Consider the following 24166-nt stretch of genomic DNA (forward strand, 5'->3'; position numbering starts at 1 on the left):
GCGGCTCAGGGGGCGATGTCGAGGACCTGCTCGGCCCAGTCGGCGAGCGCTTCGAGCACGCGGGCGCGGGCGGGGTCGAGGCCCTCGGCGTCGAGTTCGGCAAGCCGCTGCTCGAAATCGTCGATGGTGAGGCTCGCGCCCCCATCGGGCTCGGTGAGGCGCGCCAGACGATAGCCGTCCCAGCGCTCGCGCTCCTCCGGCGAGAGGGTCTCGGGCCAGTTGCGCGCGCGATAGCGGAAGAGCATCTCCGGCAGGCGCGGGTCCTCGAACGCCGGGGCGAGCCCGGCGAGCTGCGCCGGCGGCAGGCGACGCAGCTCGTCGAGCAGGCGGCGGTCGCGATCGCCGAGGAAACCGCCGCCGTAGAGCATCAGGTCGGGATCGGTCTCGGCCGCGGGCGGGGTGTCGAACAGCGCCCGCGCCCGCTTGGCCAGCTCGGCGGCGTGCTCGGCGGCGAAGCGGGCGTGCTGTTCGACCGCGGCGGGGTCGATCTGCCAGCGCGCGGCGGCCTCCCCCCCCAGGGTCTTGAGCGGGGCGAGCACCGGGGCGCGGTTGAGGTGCACGGTCTTGAGCGGCGGGCGCTGCACATCGGCGCCGCGCGCCGCGGCCGGGGTGAACAGGCGCGCGCGCAGCTCATCGATCGGGGTGTCGAGCAGCAGCGCCGGGTGGTGGCGCAGGTCGAAGCAGAGCACCCCGTTGGGGTTGCCCGGATGGGGGGCGAGCGCGGCGATCGGGGCGATGCAGCCGAGTGCGGCCGGGTAGCGCGCCGAGGCGTGGAGCAGCGGCTGTCCGCGATCGATCAGCGCGCGCGCCTGACGCTTGTCGCGCAGGGTCAGGGCGTAGTCGAACAGCCGCGGCTGGGCGCGCTTGAGCAACCGCGCCAGGGCGATGGTGGCGCGCACGTCGGCCAGCGCGTCGTGCGCCTGACCGTGCTCGATACCGTTGGCCGCGCTCAGCGCCTCGAGCCGGAACGAGGTGGAGCCGTCCTCGTGTCGCGGCCAGGCGATGCCCTCGGGGCGCAGCGCGTGGGCCAGACGCAGGGTGTCGATCAGGTCCCAGCGCGAGTTGCCGTTGCGCCACTCGCGGGCATAGGGATCGAACAGGTTGCGATAGAGCAGATGACGGGTGACCTCGTCATCGAAGCGCAGGCTGTTGTAACCGACCCCGCAGGTACCGGGGGTGGCCAGTTCGGCATGGATGGCGGCGGCGAACTCGGCCTCGCACACCCCTTCGCGCGCGGCCAGCTGCGGCGTGATGCCGGTGATCAGACAGGCGTCGGGATGGGGCAGCAGGTCGGTGGCCGGGCGGCAGTAGAGCACCAGCGGATCGCCGATCTCTTCGAGCTCGACGTTGGTGCGCACACCGGCGAACTGACAGGCACGATCACGCCGGGGGTCGGCACCCCAGGTCTCGTAATCGTGCCAGAGGAAGGTCCGGGACAAGGCGTCCAGAACGCGCAGCCGCCCGGGCGGGCGGCCGCCACGAACCTCAGACCTTTTCCTTGATGCGGGCGGCCTTGCCGGAACGCTCGCGCAGGTAGTAGAGCTTGGCGCGACGCACGTCGCCCTTGCGCTTGACCTCGATCCCGGCGATGGTCGGGCTGTAGGTCTGGAAGACGCGCTCGACGCCCTCGCCGTGGGAGATCTTGCGCACGGTGAAGGCGGAGTTCAGACCGCGGTTGCGGATGGCGATCACCACGCCCTCGAACGCCTGCAGGCGCTCACGGCTGCCTTCCTTCACGCGCACCTGGACGACGACGGTGTCGCCCGGGGCGAAATCCGGCACTTCACGGGTGATCTGCTCGTTCTCGAGCTGTTGAATGATGTTGCTCATGGTTTCCTTAGGCTCCTGTTCTTACCCGGCGCCATCGGCATGATGGGCCCGGACGAAGTCATCGAGCAGCGCCTGTTCGTCCGCACTCAGGCCTCGCCGCTCCAGCATTTCCGGTCGGCGCAACCAGGTCCGCCCTAGCGCCTGGCGCAACCGCCAACGTTCGATCGCGCGGTGATCGCCGCCGACCAGCACCGCAGGGACCTCCTCTCCGTCGATCCGCTCCGGTCGTGTGTAATGGGGGCAGTCCAGTAGCCCGTCCATGTGTGAATCCTGACGCGCCGAATCGGCGTGCCCGAGCGCGCCCGGCAGCAGCCGGATCACCGCGTCCATCACCACCATGGCCGGCAGCTCGCCGCCACTGAGGACATAGTCGCCGATCGACCATTCCTCGTCGACGTGCCCCTCGATCAGCCGCTCGTCGACACCCTCATAGCGCCCGGCGAGCAGGATCCACCCCGGTTGCGTGGCGATCTCGACCATCGCGGTCTGATCGAGCACCCGCCCCTGGGGCGAGAGATAGGCGACTCGGCTCGCCGGCGCCGCCGCGCGTGCGGCGGCGATGGCCGCGCGCAGCGGCTCGACCTTCATCACCATCCCCGGCCCGCCCCCGTAGGGACGATCGTCGACGGTGCGGTGGACATCGTGGGTGAAATCGCGCGGATTCCACAGCTGCAACGCAGCCAGCCCACGGGTCAGCGCCCGCCCGGTGACGCCCTGCTCGGCGAAGGTGCCGAACATCTCGGGAAACAGGGTGATGACGTCGAAACGCATGGCGTATGGACCCTCTGTTCGGCCTCGGGGCCGCTCAGAAGTCGGGGTCCCAGTCGACCTCGACGCGGCCTGCGGCGAAGTCCACCTGCTTGACGACATCCTCCCACACGAAGGGGATCAGTCGTTCGCGCTCGCCCTTCACCACCAGCACGTCGTTGGCGCCGGTGGCGAACAGATGGCTGACACGACCGAGCGATTGCCCCTCGGTGGTGTGGACCTCGAGCTGTTCGAGGTCGCACCAGTAGAACTCGTCGGCACGCGGCGGCGGCAGTTGATCGCGGGTGATGGCGATCTCCTGACCGACCAGCGCGGCGGCCTGATCACGGTCGTCGCAGCCCTCGAGCCGGGCGACCAGACCCTTGCCGTGACGCTTGCCCTCGGCGAGCTTGCAGGGCCGCGCCTCGGGACCGAGCAGCCACTGGCTATAGTGGAGAATGCCCTCGCGCGGGTCGGTCTCGGAGAACACCCGCACCCAGCCGCGCACGCCATAGACGCCGGCGATGCGCCCGAGCACGATGCGCCGCGTCGACGGCGACCGATCAGTCATCGCGCTCGTCATCCCGTGCGGTCTCAGGCCGCGACGGCCTCGGCGTCCTTGGCAGCCTGCTTGAGCAGCTGCGCGGCGCGGTCGGTCGGCTGGGCGCCCTGGCCGAGCCAGTAATCGGCGCGCTCGCGGTTGATGCGGAGCTCGACCTCACCGCCCTTGGCGGTCGGGTTGTAGAAACCGAGGCGCTCGATGTAGCGACCGTCGCGCTTGGCGCGCACGTCGGCGACAACGACCTGATAGAAGGGGTTCTTCTTCGAACCACCACGGGACAAACGAATCGTGACCATGTGCTGTCCTGGCTCAGACTGAACTGTTAGCGATGCGGGACACCCCGCGGGTAAACGCGTAAATATACAGAATCTTGCGAGAAATGGAAGAGCGGAGTTCGATCGCAATCGCCCCGCCCGCCCCCGTTCAACCGCGCTCGACGCCGGTTCGGGCGCTGGCGGCGCTGAGCGTGGCGCGCAGATCGGCCTCCAGACGCGTCAGCTCGGCGTTGGCCTCGGCGCGCGCGCGCTTGCCGGCATCGGCGATCTGCAGGCTCTCCTCGATGGTCTCGATCAGGCTGCGGTTGGCCTGCTTGACCGCCTCGATGTCGAACACCCCGCGCTCGATCTGGCGTCGCGCCTCGGCGTTGGCCGACTTGAGATTGGCGGCGTTGGCCTGGAGCAGCTCGTTGGTGAGGTCGGTGGCCGCCTTCAGGGTATCGGCCGCCTCGGCCGAGCGGAAGATGGTCACCGCCTGGGCGAGCTGCTGGCGCCACAGCGGCACGGTGTTGACCAGGGTGGAGTTGATCTTGTTGATCAGCCCCTTGTCGTTTTCCTGCACCAGCCGGATGCTCGGCAGCCCCTGCATCGCCACCTGACGGGTGAGCCTGAGGTCGTGGACGCGCCGCTCCAGATCATCGCGCGCGCCGCGCAGGTCGCGCAGCCGTTGCGCCTCGACCATGTCGGCGCCGGCCTCGACCTGGGCGACGAGCGCCGGGATCGCCCGCTCGTCGAGTTCGACGAGCTTGCGCTCGCCGGCAAGGATATAGGACTCGAGCGCGCGGAAATAGTCGAGATTGGCGGCATAGAGCCGATCGAGCGCGGTGACGTCGGTGAGCAACTGGGTCTTGTGACCCTCGAGCGCACGCGAGATGTCCTCGATCTGGTCGCGCACCGCCTCGTACTCCTCGAGGAAGCGAGCGATCGGCCGGGTCTTGCCGATGAGCTTGGAGAACCAGCCCTGACGGCGATTGGGGTCGAGCCCCTCGACGTCGAAGCCCTTGAGGGTGGTGACCATCTCGCTGAGCGCGGCGCCGGCCGGGCCGGTGTCCTTGGCGCGCACGCCCTCGAGCATCCGGTCCGAGACCTCGGTGAGACGCTGCTGGGCCTTGGCGCCGAAGAACATCACCGAGTGCGCGTCGCGGAGGTCGAGCTCGCCGAGCAGGCGCTCGACCTCGGCCTCGTCGACACCGGCATGCTCGGGCAGCCCGAGCTCGGTCATCGACTCGGCGAGGGCGTCGGTGCGACCGGTGGTGGTCTGGGGATACTGGGATTGACTCACTGCGGTTGATCTCCGGGGAAAACGGGTGAGGACGGCGCGCGCCGGGCGACTAGCTCAGGCCCTCGCGTTCGAGCTGCTGCTTGAGCACCTCGATGCGCACGTCGAGGTCCATCAGGTCGCTGTCGAGCAGGCGCTGGTGCTGCTCGTCGAAGACCTCCTCGACGGTGACCAGCACGCCGCGGAAGTTCTCCTCCAGCGCCAGCACGTCGGCCTGACGGTGGGTGCGGGCATAGCCGTCGGTGACCTGACGCACGCCGTCGAGATAGACGTTGAGGAACTTGCGCGCGCGGAACAGATCGGTCGGACGCTCGGCGATCTGCTCGAGGATACGCCGACCCTTGAGCGCGATGCGCCCGAGCCGCGCCTTGAGTTCGGGGTTGGCGATGCGCGCGGCGGCGGTCTCGACCTCGATGAGCTTCTGCTCGGCCTCGGCGAGCGCCGCGGCGACCTTGCGCGCACGGGCATCGCTGAGGTCGAAGGGCTGCTCGGGCGCCTCCGGCACCAGCCCGTAGCTGAGATGGAAGCCGAGCAGCGCGACCGCGGCGAAGGCGAGCGCAAGCCCCGCCCCCTGCCCCAGCGAGACCAGCACGCACCAGCCGGTGGCAAGCGCCACCAGCAGCCCGCCGAGGGTCTGCAGCCGCAGCCGCGGCAGCCGCGCAAAGCGCCGGCGGCGATCGCGCAGGTGGGCCTCGCGGATGCCGCGCCGGGTGAGATAGGCCGCGGCCATGAACAGCGCGAAGCCGCTGGCGTCGGCGAGGAAGGACTCCAGCCGTCCGGCGCCGAGCGCGATCAGCGCGCCGAACAGCAGCGGCAGCGGCAGCACGAACAGCAACAGCCCGCGCAGCCGTGGCGCGCGCGGCGTCTCGCGCGCCACCACGCCCTCGCGCAGCAGCTCGCCGAGCCGTCCGGCCCCGCTGCTCACCATGAGAACAAGGCCTGACAGGAGACCAGGCCGACGCTGAAGAAGAGCAGCACCACCCCGAGCACCCTGGCGCCGAGCGCCGGACGAGCGGGGGTGGAGCGGTTGGAATCGGGATCGTTCATGGCGATGGGGTCTGAATGAGTCGGGTGACGCGAGGCGCCAGCGTCGGCCGCGCTGGCCGCCGCGCGCAGATGCGCGTGATTTCATCTTCTGTGGTTCGAAGCCGTTTTTTCAATAGGGATATTCATTGCCGACGCCACGCGGGCGTCGGCGCTCAACCAGTGTTACGCATCCCGGCGGCGATGGCGTTGATCGAACGCAGCAGCGGGTCGAGCCACTGCTCGCGCTGCTCCGCCTCGGGCTCGCCGCGATAGCGCTCGAGCAGCACCACCTGGATGTGGTTGAGCGGGTCGAGATAGCGGTTGCGCCGCAGCAGCGAGCGGCGCAGCGCCGGCTGGTCGGCGAGCAGTCGATCGGTCTCGGTGACCGCCAGCACCTCGCTCAGGGTCAGCCGGTACTCGGCCTCGATGTGCGCGAGGAGGGCCGCGGCGCGCGACGGGTCGTCGGCCAGGCGCAGGTACTCGCGGGCGATCGCCATCTCGGCCTTGAACAGCGACATCTGGGTGTTCGACAACAGCACCCGGAGGAAGGGCCACTCGCGATACATCCGTCGCAACCGCGCCAAGCGTTCGGGATCGTCGCCGCGATAGCGCGCCAGCGCGGTGCCGATGCCGAACCACCCCGGCAGGGTCAGCCGCGCCTGTCCCCAACCGAACACCCAGGGGATGGCGCGGATCGAGCCGAGCGAACGATCGCCGCGGCTGCGGTGCGCCGGGCGCGAGCCGATGTTGAGCAACGCGATGCCGTCGACCGGGGTGCAGGCATAGAAGTAATCGAGCAGTCCCTCGGCGCCGACCAGGGCGCGATAGGCCGCCTCGCCGTGCGCGGCCAACTCGGCCATGACCTCCAGGTCCTCGGGGCGCTCGGGCGCGGCGGGCTCGATCAGACAACGGCTGGCCTTGATCAGACCGCTGATCCCCATGGTGAGTTCATAACGCGCGGTCTCGGGGTTGGCGTAGCGATAGGAGAGCACCTCGCCCTGCTCGGTGAACTTGATCTGACCGTGCACGGTATCGGCCGGCTGGGCGAGGATCGCCTCGTGGGTCGGTCCGCCGCCGCGACCCACGGTACCGCCGCGACCGTGGAACAGCCGACAGGCCACGCCGTGCTCGTCGGCGAGCGCGATCACCTTGCGCTGGGCCTCGTAGAGCCGCCAGCCCGAGGCGAGGATGCCGCCGTCCTTGCAGGAGTCGGAATAGCCGAGCATCACCTCCTGCTGATCGCCCGAGGCGCGCAGCAGCGCGCGATAGGTGGGGTCGGTGAACAGCCGCCCCATCACCGCATCGATCCGCGCCAGGTCGTCGATGGTCTCGAACAGCGGCGCGATCTGGAGGGTGCAGAACCAGCCCTGACGATCGTGCCCGGCGAGCCCCGCCAGGCGCGCCAGCAGCATCACCTCGAGCACGTGACTGGCCTCGTGGGTCATCGAGATCACGTACTGGCCGATTGCCTGCTCGCCGACCTCGGCGCGCGCCCGGGCGATGGTCTCGAAGGTCTCCAGGGTCTCGCGGGTGGCCGCGCCGAGGGTCGCCTTGTCGATGACGAAGGGCTGGGGGTGGGCGATCGCCTCGGCCAGGGCGAGCAGGCGCTGCGACTCGTCGAAGGCGAGATAGTAGGGCGCGCCGGGCTGGCGGGCGAACAGCTCGGCCACCGCCTCGGTATGGCGGCTCGACTCCTGGCGCAGATCGAGCTGCACCAGATGGAAGCCGAAGGTCTCGACCAGACGGATCAGGTCGTGGAGCGGCCCGGCGGCGGCGCTGGCATCGCCGTGATGGACCAGCGAGTCGCGGATCAGCTGAAGATCGACGAGAAAGGCGCGGGCATCGCAATACCCGGCCGCCGGCAGCGTCTCGGCCTCGGCGAGACGGGCGCGCACCCGCGCCAGGTTGGCCTCGAGCCGGTGGGCGATCATCGCCAGCTTGCGCCGGTAGGGCTCGTTGAGGAAGCGGCGCAGGCTCTGCCCCATGGTCTCGACCCAGTAGTCCTCGTCGGCGTCGAGGCTGTCGAGGAAGGCCGGCGCGGGCTCGCACAACGCGCTGGAGTGGCTGAGCATGCGCTGCAACCGCCCCACCCGTTCGAGATAGTGCTCGAGCACCAGCTCGGCGTGCATCCGCACCGCCAGCTCGGTGGTCTCGGGGCGCACGAAGGGGTTGCCGTCGCGATCGCCGCCGATCCACGAGCCGAAGCGCATCAGGCTCGGCACCGCCGCGGCGGTCTCGGCGCCGTGGACCCGGCGCACCGCCTTCTCGAGGATGCGATAGACCTCGGGCACGGCGCCAAACAGCGACTCGCGGAAGAAATAGAGCCCCTGGCGCACCTCGTCGGTGACCTGCGGCTTGTGCACCCGCACCTCGTCGGTCTTCCACAGGATCTGGATCTGGGCGCGGATCTCGGCGAGCTTGTCCTCGCGCTCCTCGTCGTTGAGCCGGTGGCGGTGCAGGTCCTGACCGGCGAGGAAGATGCGGCGGAAGATCTCGGCGATGGTGCGCCGCCGCGCCTCGGTGGGATGCGCGGTGAACACCGGCAGATAGACCAGGTGCTCGAGCAGGCTCTGGAAGGGCGCGGGCGCCACCCCGTCGGCGGCGAGCCGACGCACGGTGTCGTCGAAGGAGCCGCGCCACAGCCGCTCGCCGGAGGAGACGCGCGCCATGCGCCGGAGATGGGCGTTGAGCTCCTCGGCGGTGTTGACCAGACCGAAATAGATCGCAAAGGCGCGGATCACCTCGGCCAGGGTCTGCGGGTCGAGCCCCTCGATGCGCGCCCGCAGACGCGCGCGCAGCGTCTCGTCCTCGCCCTCGCGCAGCTGCATGAAGCCCTCGCGCAGGCGCTCGACCACCACCAGCACGCGCTTGCGACTGTGCTCGCGCAGCACGTCGCCGAGCAGCCGGGTGAACAGCTCGATGTCGTGCTCGAGCACGGGGTCGTCCACGGTCTCGTTCATCAGCTTGGCTCCGGGGGATGGTGCGGCACTGCCGCCGGGGGCACGGGCGCGGGCGTTCGGGTCGCGCGGCCACCGTCAGCATCGACCGCGACGGCGGGAAACGCAAGCTCGGGGCCGCGCCGGCGGCGTCCTGCGAGAAAGATGACGATCCTGTTTCGAAACCCTTACCCGTGTGCTTTACTCGGGTATAGCCTTACCCCGTCGGAGTCGTGCCCATGCCCCACCCCGCCGCCACGTTCGCGCTGCTCTGCTGTCTGCTCGGCGTCCTGCCCCAGCCGCGGGCCGAGACGCCCGCCTGTCACCAGCCCTTCGCCCACCCCGAGGCTGGCGCCGAGCGGCTGCGCGCGATCGCCCGCGCCTGCGACGACCCCGTCCTCGCCCGGCTCTATCACCACCGCGCCGCGCATCGCGAGGCGCTCGGCGAGATCGCCCTGCTCGCCCGGCTGCACCGCGCCCACGGCAATGCCGACCGACTGCGGCTGCACCAGGGACGCATCCACGCCGCGCTGCTCGAGGGCTTCGCCGCACGCGCCTGGCACGCCGGGCGCGCCGAGACCCTCGACGCCCTCGCCCGCGGCTACGCCCGGGCGATCGACCGGCTCGAACGCACCATCGCCGGCCAGGACCTGGCCTACGGCGGGCGCTGAGCCCCTCAGCAGGCCTCGACGCGCAGACAGTGCACGCTGAACAGCCGGTGCGGGTCGGTCCACACCCGCTCGGGGACGAAGCCCGCGCCGGCGGCCAGCTGGTGGAAGCCGGCGATGTCGTACTTGTAGGAGTTCTCGGTGTGGATGGTCTCGCCGGCGGCGAAGACGAAGCGCTGCCCGGCGACGGTCACGGTCTGCTCGCGCAGGCTCTCCAGATGCATCTCGACGCGTCCCTGGACGTCGTCGTAGCGGGCGCGATGGACGAAGGCCTCGAGGTCGAAGTCGGCGTCGAGTTCGCGGTTGAGCCGTTCGAGCAGATTGCGATTGAAGGCCGCGGTCACCCCCTGGGCGTCGTCATAGGCCGCCTCCAGCACGGCGCGCTCCTTGCGCAGATCGACGCCGATCAGCAACCGCCCACCGATCCCCACCAGCGCCGCCACCCGCAGGAGCAGGGCGCGCGCCGCCTCGGGCTCGAAGTTGCCGATGCTCGACCCGGGGAAGAAGGCCGCCAGGCCCTCTCGATCGCCCTCGATCGGCAGCTCGAAGGGGACGGAATAATCGGCGCAGGTGGCATGGATGGCCAGCGCCGGGAAGTGCTCGGCGAGCGATTCGGCGGAGGCGCGCAGGTGCTCGCGGGAGATGTCGATAGGGATGTAGATCTCGGGTTCGAGCGCCGCGAGCAGGATGCGGATCTTGAGACTGCTGCCGCTGCCGAGTTCGAGCAGCACCCGGCCGCGCCCGAGCAGGTCGGCCATCTCCTCGCCGTGATCGCAGAGGATCCCGATCTCGGTGCGGGTCGGATAGTACTCGGGCAGCTCGGTGATGGCATCGAACAGTTGCGAGCCGCGCGCGTCATAGAAGAGCTTGGGCGAGAGCCGCTTGGGGCTGCCCGCGAGCCCGGCGAGGACCTCGGCACGCAGGTCATCCGGGGTCGGGTGGGCATCGAAGAAGCGCACTCCCGGCGCGCCCCCCGAGCGAGGCGGGCGCGATCCGGTGGCGAGCGTGGCGGCGATGTTCATCATTCGACCTCCGCGAGTCTGAATCCCTTGAACTGCCAGCGTTCGTGGGGATAGAAGAAGTTGCGATAACTGAGCCGCAGATGGTCGCGCGAGCTGACGCAGGAGCCGCCGCGCAGCACCATCTGGTTGCACATGAACTTGCCGTTGTACTCGCCGATCGCGCCGCCGGGGGCGCGATAGCCGGGATAGGCGAGATAGGCCGAGGCGGTCCACTCCCAGAGATCGCCGAAGAGCTGGCGCAACCCGCTGCCGCGCGCCGGACGGGGATGGAGCAGGCCGCTGTCGAGGAAGTTGCCGGCGCGTTCGACACCGGCGGCGGCGTGCTCCCACTGCGCCTCGGTCGGCAGCGACTTGCCCGCCCAGCTGGCGTAGGCATCGGCCTCGTAATAGCTGACATGACAGACCGGCTCGGCGGGGTCGAGCGGGCGCATGCCGCCGAGCGTCAGCGTCTGCCACTGACCGTCGACCCGCTCCCAGTAGAGCGGCGCCTCCCAACCCTCGGCGCGTACCCGCGCCCAGCCGTCGGAGAGCCAGTGGGCGGGATCGTGATAGCCGCCGTCCTCGACGAAGGCGAGGAACTCGGCGTTGCTCACCAACCGGTCGGCGAGCGCGAAGGGCTCGAGGAAGGCGCGATGGCGCGGGCGCTCGTTGTCGTAGGCGAAGCCCTCGGGCCCGGCGCCGATCTCGACCAGCCCGCCGTCGAACGACACCCAGTCGAGCGGCTCGGGCACGCCCGGCGGCGGCGCCGCGAGATCGGCGCGATAGGCCGGGCGCAGCGGGTTGTGGGCGAGGTTGCGCTTGATGTCGGTGAGCAACAGCTCCTGGTGCTGCTGCTCGTGATTGAGCCCGATGCGCAGGCGCAGCTCGACGCGCGCCCAGCGCTCGGCCTCGCAGCACTCGATCAGGCGCAGCATGGCCGCGTCGACATGGCGGCGATAGTCGTAGACCTCCTCGACCCGGGGGCGCGACAGCAGCCCACGCTCGGCGCGCGGCCAGAAGCCGCTGCCGGTCTGCTCGTAGTAGCTGTTGAACAGATGCGCGAAGCGCGGATCGAAGGGGCGATAGCCATCGAGCGACGGCAGCAGCAGGAAGGTCTCGTAGAACCAGGAGACATGGGCCAGGTGCCACTTCGGCGGGCTGGCCTCGGGGACGACCTGGAGGCCGTAATCCTCGATGGCGAGCGGTTCGCAGAGGTGTTCGGTAAGGGCGCGGACCCGGCGGAACTCGTCCGCGAGCCCGGCGCGCGCGCCATCCGTTGGTGTTGGGTGCATCTCGTCCTCGCTTCGGCTGCAGGTGGGACGACGGCGGACCTCGGTCACACCGCCTGCGGACCTCGATCCCTGAGTGTGCGGTCACCGCCGAAGAATCCAAACCCGATGCCAGCAAGGCTGGGGATGCGACGCACACACCCCAATGTGCTCGCTGTACAACCCGATTCGCGGCGCGCTCCGCCCGCGGCGCGGGGCACGTCCACCGAACCCCGGAGCAGTGAGATGACGCGCACCCCCTTCTTCCCCAAGTTCGCCGACCTGCCGACGGAACTCGCGGTCTTCCCCCTCCCCGGCGCGGTGCTGATGCCGGGCGTGCAACTCCCGCTCAATATCTTCGAGCCACGCTATCTGCGCATGATCAATGACGTCCTCGCCGCCGATCACCTGCTCGGCATGATCCAGCCGCAGGAGACGCCGGGCGAGGACGAGACGCCGACGCCCGCCCCGCTCCATCCGGTCGGCTGCGCCGGGCGCATCACCAGCTATAGCGAGACCAGCGACGGACGCATCGTGCTGGTGCTCACCGGGGTGTGTCGCTTCCGCGTCACCGGCGAACTCGCCGAGCGCGCCGGCTACCGCCGGGTGGCGCCCGAGTGGCGGGACTTTGCCGCCGATCTCGACGAGCCGGTGTCCGGCGCGATCGCCGAGCGGCGCCCCTTTCTCGTCGCGCTCGAGCGCTACTGTCAGGTACGCCGGGTCGAGGTGCCGTGGCAGGACCTCGAGCAGATGCCCGACACCGACCTGGTCAACCTGCTCTGCGCCCACCTGCCACTGAGCCCGGAGGACAAGCAGGCGCTGATCGAGACCCTGGAGACGCCGGCGCGCGCGGTGCTGATGCGCGGCCTGCTGGAGATGGCGACGATCGCCGACATCGACGTCGACGACCAGCGTCACTAGCGACCGACGTCGCGCTCAGCGCGCGATCTCCGGATGAGCGACGCGGATCACGATCCTGCCGACGTGCTGCTTGTCGAGAAAGGCGCGCTGCGCCTCGCGCAGTTGCGCGAGATCGAACGCGGCGGCGACCCACGGCCGGATCTCGTCGCGCTCGATATAGCCGATGTCGACGAGATCGCCGCCGCGCTCCGCTGCCCGCCCGGCGCTCACCCGGGTGGCCTGAGCGCGCCGACGAGGATTGAAAACCCCGCCGGTCGGCGCCCATCTAGGCTCAACGCTTCAGTACAAGCCAGATGAGGTAAGCAACCATGGCAGTCACCCTGACCGAGGCGGCCGCGCGCCACGTCTCCCGGATGATCGAGCAACGCGGACAGGGGGTCGGGCTGCGGGTGGCGACGCGCAAGAGCGGCTGCTCGGGCTTCGCCTACGAGGTCGACTACGCCGACGCCGTCGCGCCCACCGATCAGGTGTTCGAGAGCCACGGCATCAAGATCGTGGTCGACGACCAGAGCCTCGCGCACATCGACGGCACCGAGATCGACTTCGTGCGCTCGAGCCTGCTCAACCTCGGCTTCGAGTTCCGCAACCCCAACGTCAAGGACCAGTGCGGCTGCGGCGAGTCCTTCAGCGTCTAGCACGGATCCGGTAGACTCGGTCGGCCGCGCGCCCCGCGCGACCGACCCCAGCAACCAACCGCAGCGATCCACCATGCATCAAGACGCCGCCATCCAGGCCATCATCGACGACTTCGACCTGCTCGACGACTGGGACCAGCGCTATCAGTACCTGGTCGAACTCGGCGAGCGCCTCCCGGCGATGGACCCCGCCGACAAGACCGAGGACAACCGCGTGGTCGAGTGCATGAGTCTGGTGCACGTCGTCGCCCGCCCCGCCGAGGGCGGACGGCTGGTCTATGCCGGCGACTGCGACACCGCCATCATCAAGGGCGTGGTGGCGCTGCTCGTCGGGCTGTTCTCCAACCGCAGCGCCGAGGAGATCGCCGCGCTCGACGTCGACGACCTGTTCACCGGGCTGGCGCTCGACGAGCACCTCAGCCCCAACCGTCACGTCGGCGTCTTCGCCATCGTCAACAAGATGCAGCGCCAGGCCGCCGCGCTCGGCGCCTGAACCTCCGCTCAGCCCAGGCGCAGCGGCAGCGCTCGCTGACGCTCGCCCCCGGCCGCCGCGATCGCCGCAGCCAGCGCCGGGGAGAGCGCCAGCGGCCCCAGATCCCCCACCCCGCCCGGGGTCGCGGCACCGGCGATCAGCTCGACCTCGACCTCGGGCATCTCGTCGAGACGCAGCAGCCGATAGTCGGCGAGCGCGCGCTGCTCGACCCGCCCGGCGGCGAAGCTGATGCGCTCGCCGAGCGCAACGCTCAGGCCGAAGGCGATGCCCCCCTCCATCTGCGCGCACACCCCGTCGGGGTCGACCGCCAGGCCACAGTCGACCACGCACCACACCCGCGCCACCCGCAGCCCGTCGCCCGCGGCGCGCGGCGCCACCTCGACGACCTGGGCGACCAGACTGTCGTAACCGGTGGCCAGCGCGATGCCGCGTCCGTGACCCGGGGCCGGCGGCTGCGACCAGCCGGCCAGCGCGGCGACGCGCTCGAGCACCGCGCGCGCGCGCGGCTGGTCCTCGAGCAGCGCCAGACGCAGCGCCAGCGGATCGCGACCGGTGGCCGCGGCCAGTTCGTCGAGGAAGCACTCGACGACATGCGCGTTGTGCGCCCGCGCGCCGCCGCGCCACAGCCCGAGCGAGACCGGCAGATCGGCGCGACGGTACTCGACGCGCAGCGCCGGCAGTGCGTAGGGCAGCGCGGTGGCGCCCTCGACCAGGGTCGGATCGAGCCCGTCGGCGATCTCCTCGGGCGCCAGCCGCGCCAGCACCGAGGGACCGACGATACGGTGATACCAGGCGCGCGGCAGACCCTCGGCGTCGAGGGTGGCGCGCAGCCGGTGACAGGTCATCGGGCGGTAGTGATCCTGGGTGAGATCGTCGGCGCGGGTCCACACCACCTGCACCGGTCGCCCGAGCCGCTGCGCCAGCTCCACGGCGTCGGCGACGAAGTCCTGCTCGACCCGACGACCGAAGCCGCCGCCGAGCAGGGTGGTGCGCACCTCGATGCGCTCGGGCGCGAGCCCGGTGATGCGCTGCGCCGTCTCCAGCACCCGTTGCTGGGCCTGGGTGGGGACATGGATCACACAGCGCTCGGCACTGACCTCGGCGGTGCAGTTCATCGGCTCCATGCAGACATGGGCGAGGAAGGGCAGGCTGTAGTCGGCCTCGACCACCCGCTCGGCCTGTTCGAGCACGGCCAGCGCATCGCCGCGCGACTCGGCCAGCGCCGCGCCGTGCGCATCGAGGCGCGAACGCAGCCGCGTCTCCATCCGCGCCTGATCGGCCGCGGGATCGGCCGCGGGATCGCAATCGATCTCCAGCGCGGCGCGCCCGCGCAGCAGACTCCAGGTATCGCGCGCCACCACCGCGACACCGTGCCGCACCGCCAGCACCGCCTCCACCCCCGGCACCGCACGCGCGGCATCGGCGCGCCAGGCGCTGACCCGCGCGCCGCTGAGCGGACAACGCGCCACGCTGGCATAGCGCATCCCCGGCAGCCGCACGTCGAGCCCGTAGCGCGCCGCGCCCACCACCTTGTCCGGGGTGTCGAGCCGGTGCTGCGGGGTACCGATCAGTCGCCACTGCGCGGGCGCCTTGAGCGCCACCGACTCCGGCAGCGGCAACCGCGCCGCCGCCTCGGCCAACGCGCCATAGCCGAGCCGGGTCTCGCCGTCGGGGTGATGGACCGCGCCCCGGTGCGCCCGGCACGCCTCCGGGGCGACCCCCCAGCGTGCGGCGGCGGCGCGCACGAGCAGGGTCCGCGCCACCGCGCCGGCCTCGCGCAGCGGTCCCCAGGCATCGCGCACCGAGGTGCTGCAGCCGGTGGCCTGCTCGCCGAGCAGACGATTGACATAGTCCGGCGCCACCGGCGCCGGTTCGAGTTCGAGCTGATCGAGTCCGACCTCCAGCTCCTCGGCCACCAGCATCGGCAGCGCGCTGGTCACCCCCTGGCCCATCTCCGAGCGCGCCAGCATCAGCACCACCCGACCGTCGCCGTGGAGACGCAGCCAGGCGCCGGGGGCGAACGTGCTCGCAGCACCGTCGGGCGTGTCCGTCTGCTCGGCGTCGGCGGCACCGATGCCGAGCACCAGACCGCCACCGGCGAGCAGGCCGAGCCTGAGCAGGGCGCGGCGACTCAGCCGGAGGCCGGGATCGGCATCAACCATTGTGCACCTCGGGGTTGGCCGCGCGCTGGATGGCGCGGCGGATACGCGCATAGCTGCCGCAACGGCACAACACCCCGGACATGGCCGCGTCGATCTGCCCGGGGCTCGGCTGCGGGTGAGTGGCGAGCAGCGCCGCGGCGCTCATCAGCTGGCCGGACTGGCAGTAGCCGCACTGCGGCACCTCCTCGACGATCCAGGCCAGCTGCAGCGGGTGACGACCGTCGGGCGAGAGCCCCTCGATGGTGGTCACCTCGCGCCCCGCGACCTCGCCCAGGGTCACGCCGCAGGAGCGCACCGGATCGCCGTCGAGGTGCACGGTGCAGGCGCCGCACTCGCCCTCGCCGCAGCCGAAGCGGGTGCCGGTCAGCCCGAGATGATCGCGCAGCGCCCACAGCAGGGGCATGTCGGGGTCGAGATCGAGCCGCACCGGCTCGCCGTTGAGGGTCAGGGTGATCATGGCATCCATCGCGTTCGGGTCGCGACCGGGCGAGACGCACCGGTCCCCAACCGGCCGGACCGCGCCGCGGGGTCCGCCGGAACCTGCCGCGGGGCCCGCCTGACGGCGACGCCGGTCTCTGTGGCGAGCACCCGGACGGCGCGTTAGGATTGCAAATTTCCACCCCGGGCGAAAGGGAGTCGACCGCGCCCGCGCGCTGAACCATTGCTCACCGGCACTGCCTCACTCGGGGTGAGACCGGTGCAGCGACACCCGCGCCACCGACCCAGCCGTCACAGGATCGACGTCATGCCCGTACCGCACCGCGCCCCCCCGCCCCACCCATTGCCGCTGCTGCTGACGCTGCTGTGCGTCGCGCCGCTCCTCGCCGCGGCGCCGCCGAGCGGGGTGATCGTGGCCACCGCCGCGCAGACCGAACTGGCCGAGCGCGTCGAGGCGCTCGGCACGCTGCGCGCCAACGAGTCGGTGATGATCACCTCCAGGGTCACCGAGACCATCGCCGCGCTGCACTTCGACGACGGCCAGCGCGTCGAGCGCGGCGCGCTGCTGGTGGAGCTGACCAGCGCCGAGGAACAGGCGCTGCTCGAGGAGGCGCAGGCGCGCCGCGCCGAGGCCGAGCGCCAGTACCGTCGGGTGAACGCCCTGGTCGCCCAGGACTCGGCCGCCGTGTCGCTGCTCGACGAGCGCCAGCGCGACCTCGAGACCAGCCGCGCGGTGCTGGTGGCGCTCGAGTCGCGGCTGGCCGATCGCGTCATCCGCGCCCCCTTCGCCGGGGTGCTGGGGCTGCGTCAGGTCAGCCCCGGCGCGCTGGTCGAGCCCGGCGACCCGATCACCACCCTCGACGACGACGCCGAGATGAAGCTCGACTTCACCGTGCCCAGCCGCTATCTCGCCGGGCTCACCCCGGGGCTGCGGGTCGAGGCGCGCACCCGCGCCCATGGCGAGCGGGTGTTCGTCGGCGAGGTGCGCGGCGTCGACAGCCGGGTCGACCCGGTGACCCGCGCGGTGCTGGTGCGCGCCATCCTGCCCAACCCCGAGCGGCGGTTGCGCCCGGGGCTGCTGATGCGTCTGGAGCTGCTGTTCGATCCGCACACGGCGGTGGTGGTGCCGGAGGCGGCGCTCCTGCAACGCGGTCAGCGTCACTTCGTGCTGGTGGTCGCGACCGACGGGACCGGACGGACGGTGGCCGAGCAGCGTGAGGTGCACATCGGCATCCGCCGTCCCGGCGCCGTCGAGATCCGCGACGGGCTGGACGTCGGCGAGCGGGTGATCACCGATGGCCACCAGCGGGTGCGTCCCGGCGCCGAGGTGCGGGTGCTCGCCGTCGATACGGGCGATGCGCCGCTGCAGAGGCTGCTCGAGGAGTCGGAGACGTGATCCTCTCCGATCTCGCCGTCACCCGCCCGGTGCTGGCCACGGTCTTCGCGCTGCTGCTGGTGGTCTTCGGGCTGGTCTCCTTCGACCGTCTGGCGCTGCGCGAGTACCCCGACATCGATCCGCCGGTGGTGTCGATCGAGACCGGCTATCCGGGGGCCGCGGCCAGCGTCGTCGAGACCCGCATCACCCGGCTGATCGAGGATCGTATCGCCGGGGTCGAGGGCATCCGCACCCTGGAGTCGAGCAGCGAGGACGGGCGCTCGACCATCACCGTCGAGTTCACCACCGATCGCGACATCGACGGCGCGGCCAACGACATCCGCGACCGCGTCTCCGGCGTGCTCGACCAGCTCCCCGACGAGGCCGAGCCGCCCGAGATCCAGAAGGTCGACAGCAACGAAGACGTGATCATGTGGCTCAACCTCACCGCCGAGGGGTTGAGCGTGCCGGCACTCACCGACTATACCCGGCGCTATCTGGTCGATCGGCTCTCGGTGCTCGACGGGGTGGCGCGGGTGCGCGTCGGCGGCGCCCAGGTCTATGCCATGCGCATCTGGCTCGACCGCAACGCGCTGGCCGCGCGCGGGCTCACCGTGGCCGACGTCGAGCAGGCGCTGCGCGCCGAGAACCTGGAGCTGCCCGCCGGCAGCATCGAGTCGCGCGACCGTCAGTTCAGCGTGCGCCTGAGCCGCGCCTTCGCCACCGCCGAGGACTTCGCCCGGCTGGTGGTGACGCGCGGCGACGACGGTCATCTGGTACGTCTCGGCGACATCGCCCGGATCGAGCGCGGCACCGAGGAGGACCGCACGCTGTTTCGCGGCAACGGCGTGGCCATGGTCGGGCTCGGCATCATCAAGCAGTCGACGGCCAACACCCTCGCCGTGGCCGAGCGCGCCAAGGCCGAGATGCGCCGGCTCAACACCAGCCTGCCCGAGGGCATGGTGATCCGCCAGAGCTACGACTCCTCGGTGTTCGTCGCCGAGGCCATCGCCGAGGTCTACAAGACGCTGGCGATCGCCATCGCGCTGGTGGTGCTGGTGATCTATCTGTTTCTCGGCAGCGTGCGCGCGATGCTGGTGCCGGCGGTGACGGTGCCGGTGTCGCTGATCGCCACCTTCACCGTGCTGCTCGCGCTCGGCTTCTCGGTCAACATCCTCACCCTGCTGGCGCTGGTGCTGGCCATCGGGCTGGTGGTCGACGACGCCATCGTGGTGCTCGAGAACATCCACCGCCGTATCGAGGAGTATGGCGAGAGCCCGCTGGTGGCGGCCTATCGCGGCGCCCGTCAGGTCGGCTTCGCGGTGATCGCCACCACCCTGGTGCTGATCTCGGTGTTCGTGCCGATCGCCTTCCTCGAGGGCGATCTGGGGCGGCTGTTCGGCGAGTTCGCGCTGACCATGGCCGCGGCGGTGGCCTTCTCCTCGCTGGTCGCGCTCACCCTCTCGGCGAGCCTGGCCGCACAGATCCTGCCCGCGAGCCACCAGCCCGGCGCACTGGCCCGCACCGTCGACCGCGGCTTCGTCTGGCTGCGCCGCGGCTACGCGCGGCTGCTCGGGGTGCTGCTCGCGCGCCCCTGGGTGGTCGGACTGGCCTTCGCGCTGACCCTCGGCGGCGCCGCCTGGCTGCTCGATCAGCTGCCCCAGGAGTACACCCCGAAGGAGGATCGCGGCGCCTTCTTCGTACTGGTCAATGGTCCCGAAGGCGCCTCCTTCTCCTACATGGAGGAGTACATGGACGAGATCGAGCGCCGATTGCTGCCCTATGCCGAGTCGGGCGAGGCGATCCGCGTGCTGGTGCGCGCGCCGCGCGCCTTCGGCACCCTGGAGCGCTACAACTCGGGGATCGTGATCATGGTACTCGCCGGCTTCGATGCGCGCCGCTCGGGCTGGGCGATCATGGACGAGGTGCGTGCGCGGCTTGCCGACCTGCCCGGGGTGCGCGCCTTCCCGGTGATGCGCCAGGGCTTCGGCGCACGCATCCAGAAGCCGGTGCAGTTCGTCATCGGCGGCGGCACCTACGACGAGCTGGCCGCGTGGCGCGACGCCCTGGTCGAGTCGATCGAGACCGACAACCCCGGCCTGGTCGGGCTCGACTGGGACTACAAGGAGACCAAGCCGCAGCTGCGCGTGGCGATCGACTACGACCGCGCCGCCGACCTCGGGGTACGTATCGAGACCATCGGGCGCACCCTCGAGACCATGCTCGGCTCGCGTCAGGTCACCACCTATCTCGACGACGGCGAGGAGTACGACGTCATCCTCGAGGGCGAGCGCGACAGCCAGCGCACCCCCGGCAGTCTGGAGAACCTCTATGTGCGCTCGGCCCACGGCGACGCCCTGATCCCGCTCTCCAATCTGGTGCGGGTCAGCGAGCAGGCCGACTCCCAGCAGCTCAACCGCTACAACCGCATGCGCGCCATCACCCTCTCGGCCAACCTCGCCCCCGGGGTCTCGCTCGGCGCGGCGCTCGATGCGCTCGATGCGCGCGCCGCCGCGCTGCTGCCCGAGCACGCGCGCATCGACTACCGCGGCGAGAGCCGCGACCTGCGCAGCGGCGCGGCGGGCATGGCGCTGGTGTTCGGGCTCGGGGTGCTGGTGGTCTTCCTGGTGCTGGCGGCGCAGTTCGAGAGCTGGATCCACCCGCTGGTGATCATGCTCACCGTGCCGCTGGCGATGGCCGGGGCGCTCGGCGGGCTGTGGCTGAGCGGGCAGACGCTCAACATCTACAGCCAGATCGGGCTGATCATGCTGGTCGGGCTGGCGGCCAAGAACGGCATCCTCATCGTCGAGTTCGCCAACCAGCTGCGCGATCAGGGACGCGAGTTCCGCGACGCGCTCACCGAGGCGGCCGACGTGCGCCTGCGCCCGATCGTGATGACCGGCATCACCACCGCCGCCGGCGCCGTGCCGCTGCTGCTCTCGAGCGGCGCCGGGGCCGAGACCCGGGTGGTGATCGGCACGGTGATCCTCGCCGGGGTGATCGCCGCGACCCTGTTCACCCTGTTCGTGGTGCCGGTGGCCTACGACCTGCTCGCCCGGCGCACCGACTCACCGGCGGCGCTCAGGCGCCGTCTGCAACGCGAGGCGGCGGCGCGGCGCGACTGAGCCAGTCGCGCTCGAGCACCTCGGGGTCGAGCGGGCGGGCGTAGAGGAAGCCCTGTACCTGGTGACAGCCGTGACCGCGCAGGAAGGCCGCCTGCGCCTCGGTCTCGACGCCCTCGGCGATGGTCTCGAGGCCGAGCGCGGCGCCGAGTGCGATGGTCGCCTTGACGATCTCGGCGTCGCTGGGGTTGTGGGTGACGTCCTTGACGAACTCGCGGTCGATCTTGATCTTGTCGGTGCGCAGGTTGCGCAGATACTGCAGCGACGAGAAGCCGGTACCGAAGTCGTCGATGGCAAAGCGCACGCCGATCTCGGAGAGACGGATGATGTCGGCCTGGGTGCGCGCATCGGCCTGGATCAGCACCGTCTCGGTGAACTCCAGCTCCAGCTCATCGGGCCGCGCCCCGGTGCGCTCGAGCACCGCCAGGATCTGCTCGGCGAAGGCGTCGTCACCGACCTGCTCGGCGCACAGATTGACCGCCACCCGCCCGAAGACCAGCCCGCGCTCGCGCCACGCGCGCGCCTGCCGACACACCGCCTCCAGCACCCAGGCCGAGATCGGGCGGATCATGCCGCGCCGCTCGGCGACCTCGATGAAGGCGCCGGGGTGGAGCAACCCGCGCTCGGGATGGCGCCAGCGCACCAGTGCCTCGACCCCGACCAGCGCGCCGCTGCGCAGATCGACCTGCGGCTGGTAGTGCAGCCACAGCTCCTCGTGCTCGAGCGCGCGCACCAGCTCCGAGGCGATCTGGATCTCGTGGCGCAGCTGCTCGGTCATCGCATCGGCGAAGAAGGCATGGGTCCCCCGCCCCGCCTCCTTGGCCTTGTACAGCGCGACATCGGCGCGCGCGATCAGGTCGTCGACATCGAGATCGTGACGGTCGGCGACGGCGATGCCGATGCTGGTGTTGGTGCTGATCGCGCAGTCGGCGAGGGCGAAGGTGTCGGTAAAGCAGGCCACCACCTTCTCGGCCAGCGCCGCGGCCTCGCCGGGGTGCGTGATCGGCACCTGCAGCAGCGCGAACTCGTCGCCGCCGAAACGGGCGAAGACGTCGCTGGCGCGGACCACCCCGCTGATGCGCCGCGCCACCGCGCACAGCAGCTCGTCGCCGACCGGATGGCCGAGGCTGTCGTTGACGTCCTTGAAGTGGTCGAGATCGAGCATGTGCAGCGCGAAACGCTGGCCCGAGCGCCTGAGCAGCGCCAGCGCCCGGTCCACCTCCTCCTTGAACAGCATCCGGTTGGGCAGCCCGGTGAGCCCGTCGTGGAAGGCCAGATGCTGGATCTCGGCCTCGACGCGCTTACGCTCGCTGATGTCGTGGAAGGTCACCACCGCACCCTCGATCCGCCCCTCGCGCAGGATCGGAGTCGACCAGTACTCGACCGGGAAGTGACTGCCGTCGCCGCGCCAGAACACCGCGTCGCTGACGTGATAGGCACGGCCCTCGCGCATCGCCCGCAGCATTGGGGTGTCGGTCTCGCCGATCGCACTGCCGTCGGGGTGTGAGTGATGGATCAGGGCGTGGATGGCACGCCCGGTGAGCTGCTCGGCCGGGATGCCGAGCAGCCGCGCGGCGGCCGGGTTGACGAAGGTCGCGCGCGCCTCGGAGTCAAGCCCGAACACCCCCTCGGTGCTCGAGTCGAGCAGCAGCCGCGCGCGCTCCTCGGCCTGGCGGGTGGCGCGCTCGACCCGGTCGTGCTCCATCACGATCGCCGCCAGGTCGGCCGCCGACTCGATCAGTTCGATGTCCTCGTCGCTGGGGCTCGAGACCTCGGTGGCATAGATCGCGAAGGTGCCGAGCACCACACCGTCGGGGGCGATGATCGGCTGCGACCAGCAGGCACGCAGCCCGGCCTCATCGACCAGGGCGCGGAAGTCGCGCCAATAGGGGTGCTGGTGCAGATCGCTGGCGACCACCCGCTCACCAGTGCTCACGGCATGGCCGCAGGAGCCGACGCCGCGACCGACGACGACCCCGTCGACAGCCCGCATGTAGGGCTCGGGCAGGCGCCGCGCGGCGGCATTGTGCAGGGTGCGGGACGTCGGCTCGTAGCGATGAATCGAGCACAGCGCCCACGGCGAGATCCGCTCGATATAGTCGATGATCGCCTCCAGCACCGCCCGCTGGGGACGACCGCGCGCAAGCATCTCGAGCACCCGGTTGCGCCCGTCGAGCAGGGTCCGCGAGCGGTGATAGTCGGTGATGTCGTGGGCGACGCTGACAAAGCCGATCACCCGTCCCTGCGCATCGCGCCGGTAGTTCCACTCCACCTGCAGATCGATGACCCGACCGTCACGGGTGAGGTTGCGGTTGAAATAGGTCGTCGGCGGTGGCTGCAACCGGGCGAAGCGGCGCAGGTCCTCGGCAAGCCTGTCTCGGTCCTCGGCAAAGACCAGCTCGGTGGCGTGCATCCCCACCAGCGCATCGCGGCGGTAGCCGAGCAGCCGCGAGGCGGCCGGGTTGGCATACCGGATCACGCCATCGAGATCGAGCTCCATGACCGCGTACTGCTGCACCTCGACCAGGGTGCGAAATCGTCCCTCGCTCTCACGCAGCGCGGTCTCGGCGGCGCGCTTGCGATCGAGCATGCGCGCGGCGGCGCGGGCGATCAGCGCCGACTCGCGAAAACGCATCCGTACCGGCTCCAGCGCCAGCTCGGGATTGCTGCCGGCGCGCGCGAAGAAGCGTACGAAGGCGACGACATCGGCGCGGGCATCACGCCCGACACGCCATGCCAGCACCAGCACGACGAGCAGGATCAGCCCCAGCCCGACGGCCAGGGTAAGCAGCTTGGCGCGCAGATCGGCGCCGACGGCGCGACGACGCTCCGCGACCACCTCCTCGAAGCGATCGAGCAGACAGCCGGCACCGACATACCAGCCCCAGGGCGCGATCGACTCGACATAGCTCAGCTTGGGCGCGGCACGCCAGCCCGGGAAGGACGGCATCAGATACTCGACGAAACCGCCGCCGGACTGGGCCGTGGCGATCAGCTCGCGCACCACCGGGCGTCCGCTGGCGTCGGTGACCCTGAGCACATTGCGCCCGCGCACCGGACCGAGCAGCGAGATCCCGTCCCAGCGCCCGGCGAACAGCAGCGCCTCGCTGCCCTGGTTGCGGATCTCCAGCCATTCCAGTACCCGGCGTTGCGCCTCACGTTCCAGACGCGCGGCCTCGGCGCCGCGCGCCGCCTCCACCGCGAGCAGCTGGCGCTGATAATGGGCGAAACGCACCGCCTCGCCGACCCGCGCCTGCAGCCCGGCGCGAACCTCGCGCAGATGGTAGGCATGCAGCGACTCGGTCTCCTGGTACAGGGCATGGAGATCGAACACCACCACCGTGATCATGCTGAACACGGCAGCGGCGATGGAGACGACGAGGGTCTTGCGAGTCAGGCTCGCGACGAAAGAGGCGGAACTGGGCATG

At 70.7% G+C, this 24166-nt stretch carries 21 protein-coding genes; 6 read left to right on the plus strand and 15 right to left on the minus strand.

The window, feature by feature from the left end; all coding sequences use genetic code 11:
* Positions 1–5 precede the first annotated feature (5 nt).
* From sbcB to ppc, 9 genes are all read right to left on the minus strand, one after another.
* On the minus strand, positions 6–1439 hold the full coding sequence (gene sbcB / locus ACAM26_RS11980; RefSeq protein ID WP_123140996.1) for an exodeoxyribonuclease I: 1434 nt from the start codon (positions 1437–1439) through the stop codon (positions 6–8).
* Between the two features lie 46 nt (positions 1440–1485).
* Positions 1486–1830 carry a 50S ribosomal protein L19 gene (rplS, locus tag ACAM26_RS11985; protein WP_123140997.1) on the minus strand — a complete coding sequence of 115 codons (345 nt, stop codon included), beginning with the start codon at positions 1828–1830 and terminating at the stop codon, positions 1486–1488.
* A gap of 21 nt (positions 1831–1851) precedes the next feature.
* On the minus strand, positions 1852–2601 hold the full coding sequence (trmD, locus tag ACAM26_RS11990) for a tRNA (guanosine(37)-N1)-methyltransferase TrmD (protein WP_123140998.1): 750 nt from the start codon (positions 2599–2601) through the stop codon (positions 1852–1854).
* 34 nt (positions 2602–2635) lie between these two features.
* Positions 2636–3148 (minus strand): ribosome maturation factor RimM, encoded by a 513-nt coding sequence (gene rimM / locus ACAM26_RS11995; protein WP_165913467.1) that lies wholly within the window; start codon positions 3146–3148, stop codon positions 2636–2638.
* A 23-nt stretch (positions 3149–3171) separates the two neighbouring features.
* Positions 3172–3435 carry a 30S ribosomal protein S16 gene (gene rpsP, locus ACAM26_RS12000; protein ID WP_123141000.1) on the minus strand — a complete coding sequence of 88 codons (264 nt, stop codon included), beginning with the start codon at positions 3433–3435 and terminating at the stop codon, positions 3172–3174.
* A gap of 127 nt (positions 3436–3562) precedes the next feature.
* Entirely contained in the window at positions 3563–4696 is a 1134-nt protein-coding gene (locus ACAM26_RS12005) for a toxic anion resistance protein (protein WP_369613751.1), read from the minus strand.
* 49 nt (positions 4697–4745) lie between these two features.
* Positions 4746–5621, minus strand: a complete 876-nt coding sequence (locus ACAM26_RS12010) for a 5-bromo-4-chloroindolyl phosphate hydrolysis family protein (RefSeq protein WP_123142894.1) — start codon at positions 5619–5621, stop codon at positions 4746–4748.
* Positions 5615–5740, minus strand: a complete 126-nt coding sequence (locus tag ACAM26_RS12015; protein ID WP_255419394.1) for a hypothetical protein — start codon at positions 5738–5740, stop codon at positions 5615–5617. The genes ACAM26_RS12010 and ACAM26_RS12015 overlap by 7 nt, the downstream gene beginning before the upstream one ends.
* A gap of 152 nt (positions 5741–5892) precedes the next feature.
* Complete coding sequence (gene ppc, locus ACAM26_RS12020; RefSeq protein WP_369613752.1) at positions 5893–8679, minus strand: phosphoenolpyruvate carboxylase; 2787 nt, start codon at positions 8677–8679, stop codon at positions 5893–5895.
* 215 nt (positions 8680–8894) lie between these two features.
* Between ppc and ACAM26_RS12025 the strand changes: the two genes are divergently transcribed.
* Positions 8895–9326, plus strand: coding sequence for a hypothetical protein (locus tag ACAM26_RS12025; RefSeq protein WP_123142896.1), 432 nt, complete (start codon positions 8895–8897; stop codon positions 9324–9326).
* A 5-nt stretch (positions 9327–9331) separates the two neighbouring features.
* On the opposite strand, the gene egtD is transcribed toward ACAM26_RS12025, so the two are convergent.
* Both egtD and egtB read right to left on the minus strand, forming a co-directional pair.
* Entirely contained in the window at positions 9332–10348 is a 1017-nt protein-coding gene (egtD, locus tag ACAM26_RS12030; protein ID WP_369613753.1) for an L-histidine N(alpha)-methyltransferase, read from the minus strand.
* Positions 10345–11616: an ergothioneine biosynthesis protein EgtB gene (egtB, locus tag ACAM26_RS12035; RefSeq protein WP_369613754.1), complete on the minus strand. Its 1272-nt coding sequence runs from the start codon at positions 11614–11616 to the stop codon at positions 10345–10347. Before egtB ends, egtD begins: the two co-directional genes overlap by 4 nt.
* A gap of 222 nt (positions 11617–11838) precedes the next feature.
* Between egtB and ACAM26_RS12040 the strand changes: the two genes are divergently transcribed.
* The gene (locus tag ACAM26_RS12040) at positions 11839–12513 is read left to right on the plus strand and encodes an LON peptidase substrate-binding domain-containing protein (RefSeq protein WP_123142898.1); all 675 of its coding nucleotides are present in this window, start codon (positions 11839–11841) and stop codon (positions 12511–12513) included.
* A gap of 15 nt (positions 12514–12528) precedes the next feature.
* Here ACAM26_RS12040 and ACAM26_RS12045 read toward each other — a convergent pair whose 3' ends face one another.
* Positions 12529–12723 carry a hypothetical protein gene (locus ACAM26_RS12045; protein ID WP_190287953.1) on the minus strand — a complete coding sequence of 65 codons (195 nt, stop codon included), beginning with the start codon at positions 12721–12723 and terminating at the stop codon, positions 12529–12531.
* A gap of 98 nt (positions 12724–12821) precedes the next feature.
* On the opposite strand from ACAM26_RS12045, the gene ACAM26_RS12050 reads away from it, so the two are divergent.
* The gene (locus tag ACAM26_RS12050; protein WP_123141006.1) at positions 12822–13148 is read left to right on the plus strand and encodes an iron-sulfur cluster assembly accessory protein; all 327 of its coding nucleotides are present in this window, start codon (positions 12822–12824) and stop codon (positions 13146–13148) included.
* Between the two features lie 73 nt (positions 13149–13221).
* Positions 13222–13641 (plus strand): SufE family protein, encoded by a 420-nt coding sequence (locus ACAM26_RS12055; protein ID WP_062272199.1) that lies wholly within the window; start codon positions 13222–13224, stop codon positions 13639–13641.
* A gap of 8 nt (positions 13642–13649) precedes the next feature.
* Here ACAM26_RS12055 and ACAM26_RS12060 read toward each other — a convergent pair whose 3' ends face one another.
* Together ACAM26_RS12060 and ACAM26_RS12065 are read right to left on the minus strand one after the other, a co-directional pair.
* Positions 13650–15803 (minus strand): molybdopterin cofactor-binding domain-containing protein, encoded by a 2154-nt coding sequence (locus tag ACAM26_RS12060; protein ID WP_369613755.1) that lies wholly within the window; start codon positions 15801–15803, stop codon positions 13650–13652.
* Positions 15796–16260 carry a (2Fe-2S)-binding protein gene (locus tag ACAM26_RS12065; protein WP_369613756.1) on the minus strand — a complete coding sequence of 155 codons (465 nt, stop codon included), beginning with the start codon at positions 16258–16260 and terminating at the stop codon, positions 15796–15798. The genes ACAM26_RS12060 and ACAM26_RS12065 overlap by 8 nt, the downstream gene beginning before the upstream one ends.
* A 288-nt stretch (positions 16261–16548) precedes the next feature.
* On the opposite strand from ACAM26_RS12065, the gene ACAM26_RS12070 reads away from it, so the two are divergent.
* Entirely contained in the window at positions 16549–17637 is a 1089-nt protein-coding gene (locus ACAM26_RS12070; protein WP_123142900.1) for an efflux RND transporter periplasmic adaptor subunit, read from the plus strand.
* A complete protein-coding gene (locus ACAM26_RS12075; RefSeq protein WP_369613757.1) occupies positions 17634–20741 on the plus strand; it encodes an efflux RND transporter permease subunit in 3108 nt (1035 codons plus the stop codon). Before ACAM26_RS12070 ends, ACAM26_RS12075 begins: the two co-directional genes overlap by 4 nt.
* Here the strand turns inward: ACAM26_RS12075 and ACAM26_RS12080 are convergent.
* Positions 20698–24165, minus strand: a complete 3468-nt coding sequence (locus tag ACAM26_RS12080; RefSeq protein ID WP_369613758.1) for an EAL domain-containing protein — start codon at positions 24163–24165, stop codon at positions 20698–20700. The two genes, ACAM26_RS12075 and ACAM26_RS12080, sit on opposite strands and share 44 nt — an antisense overlap.
* Position 24166: the final 1 nt, after the last annotated feature.

It is taken from the genome of Marichromatium sp. PS1, assembly GCF_041155115.1.
Lineage (GTDB): Bacteria > Pseudomonadota > Gammaproteobacteria > Chromatiales > Chromatiaceae > Marichromatium > Marichromatium gracile.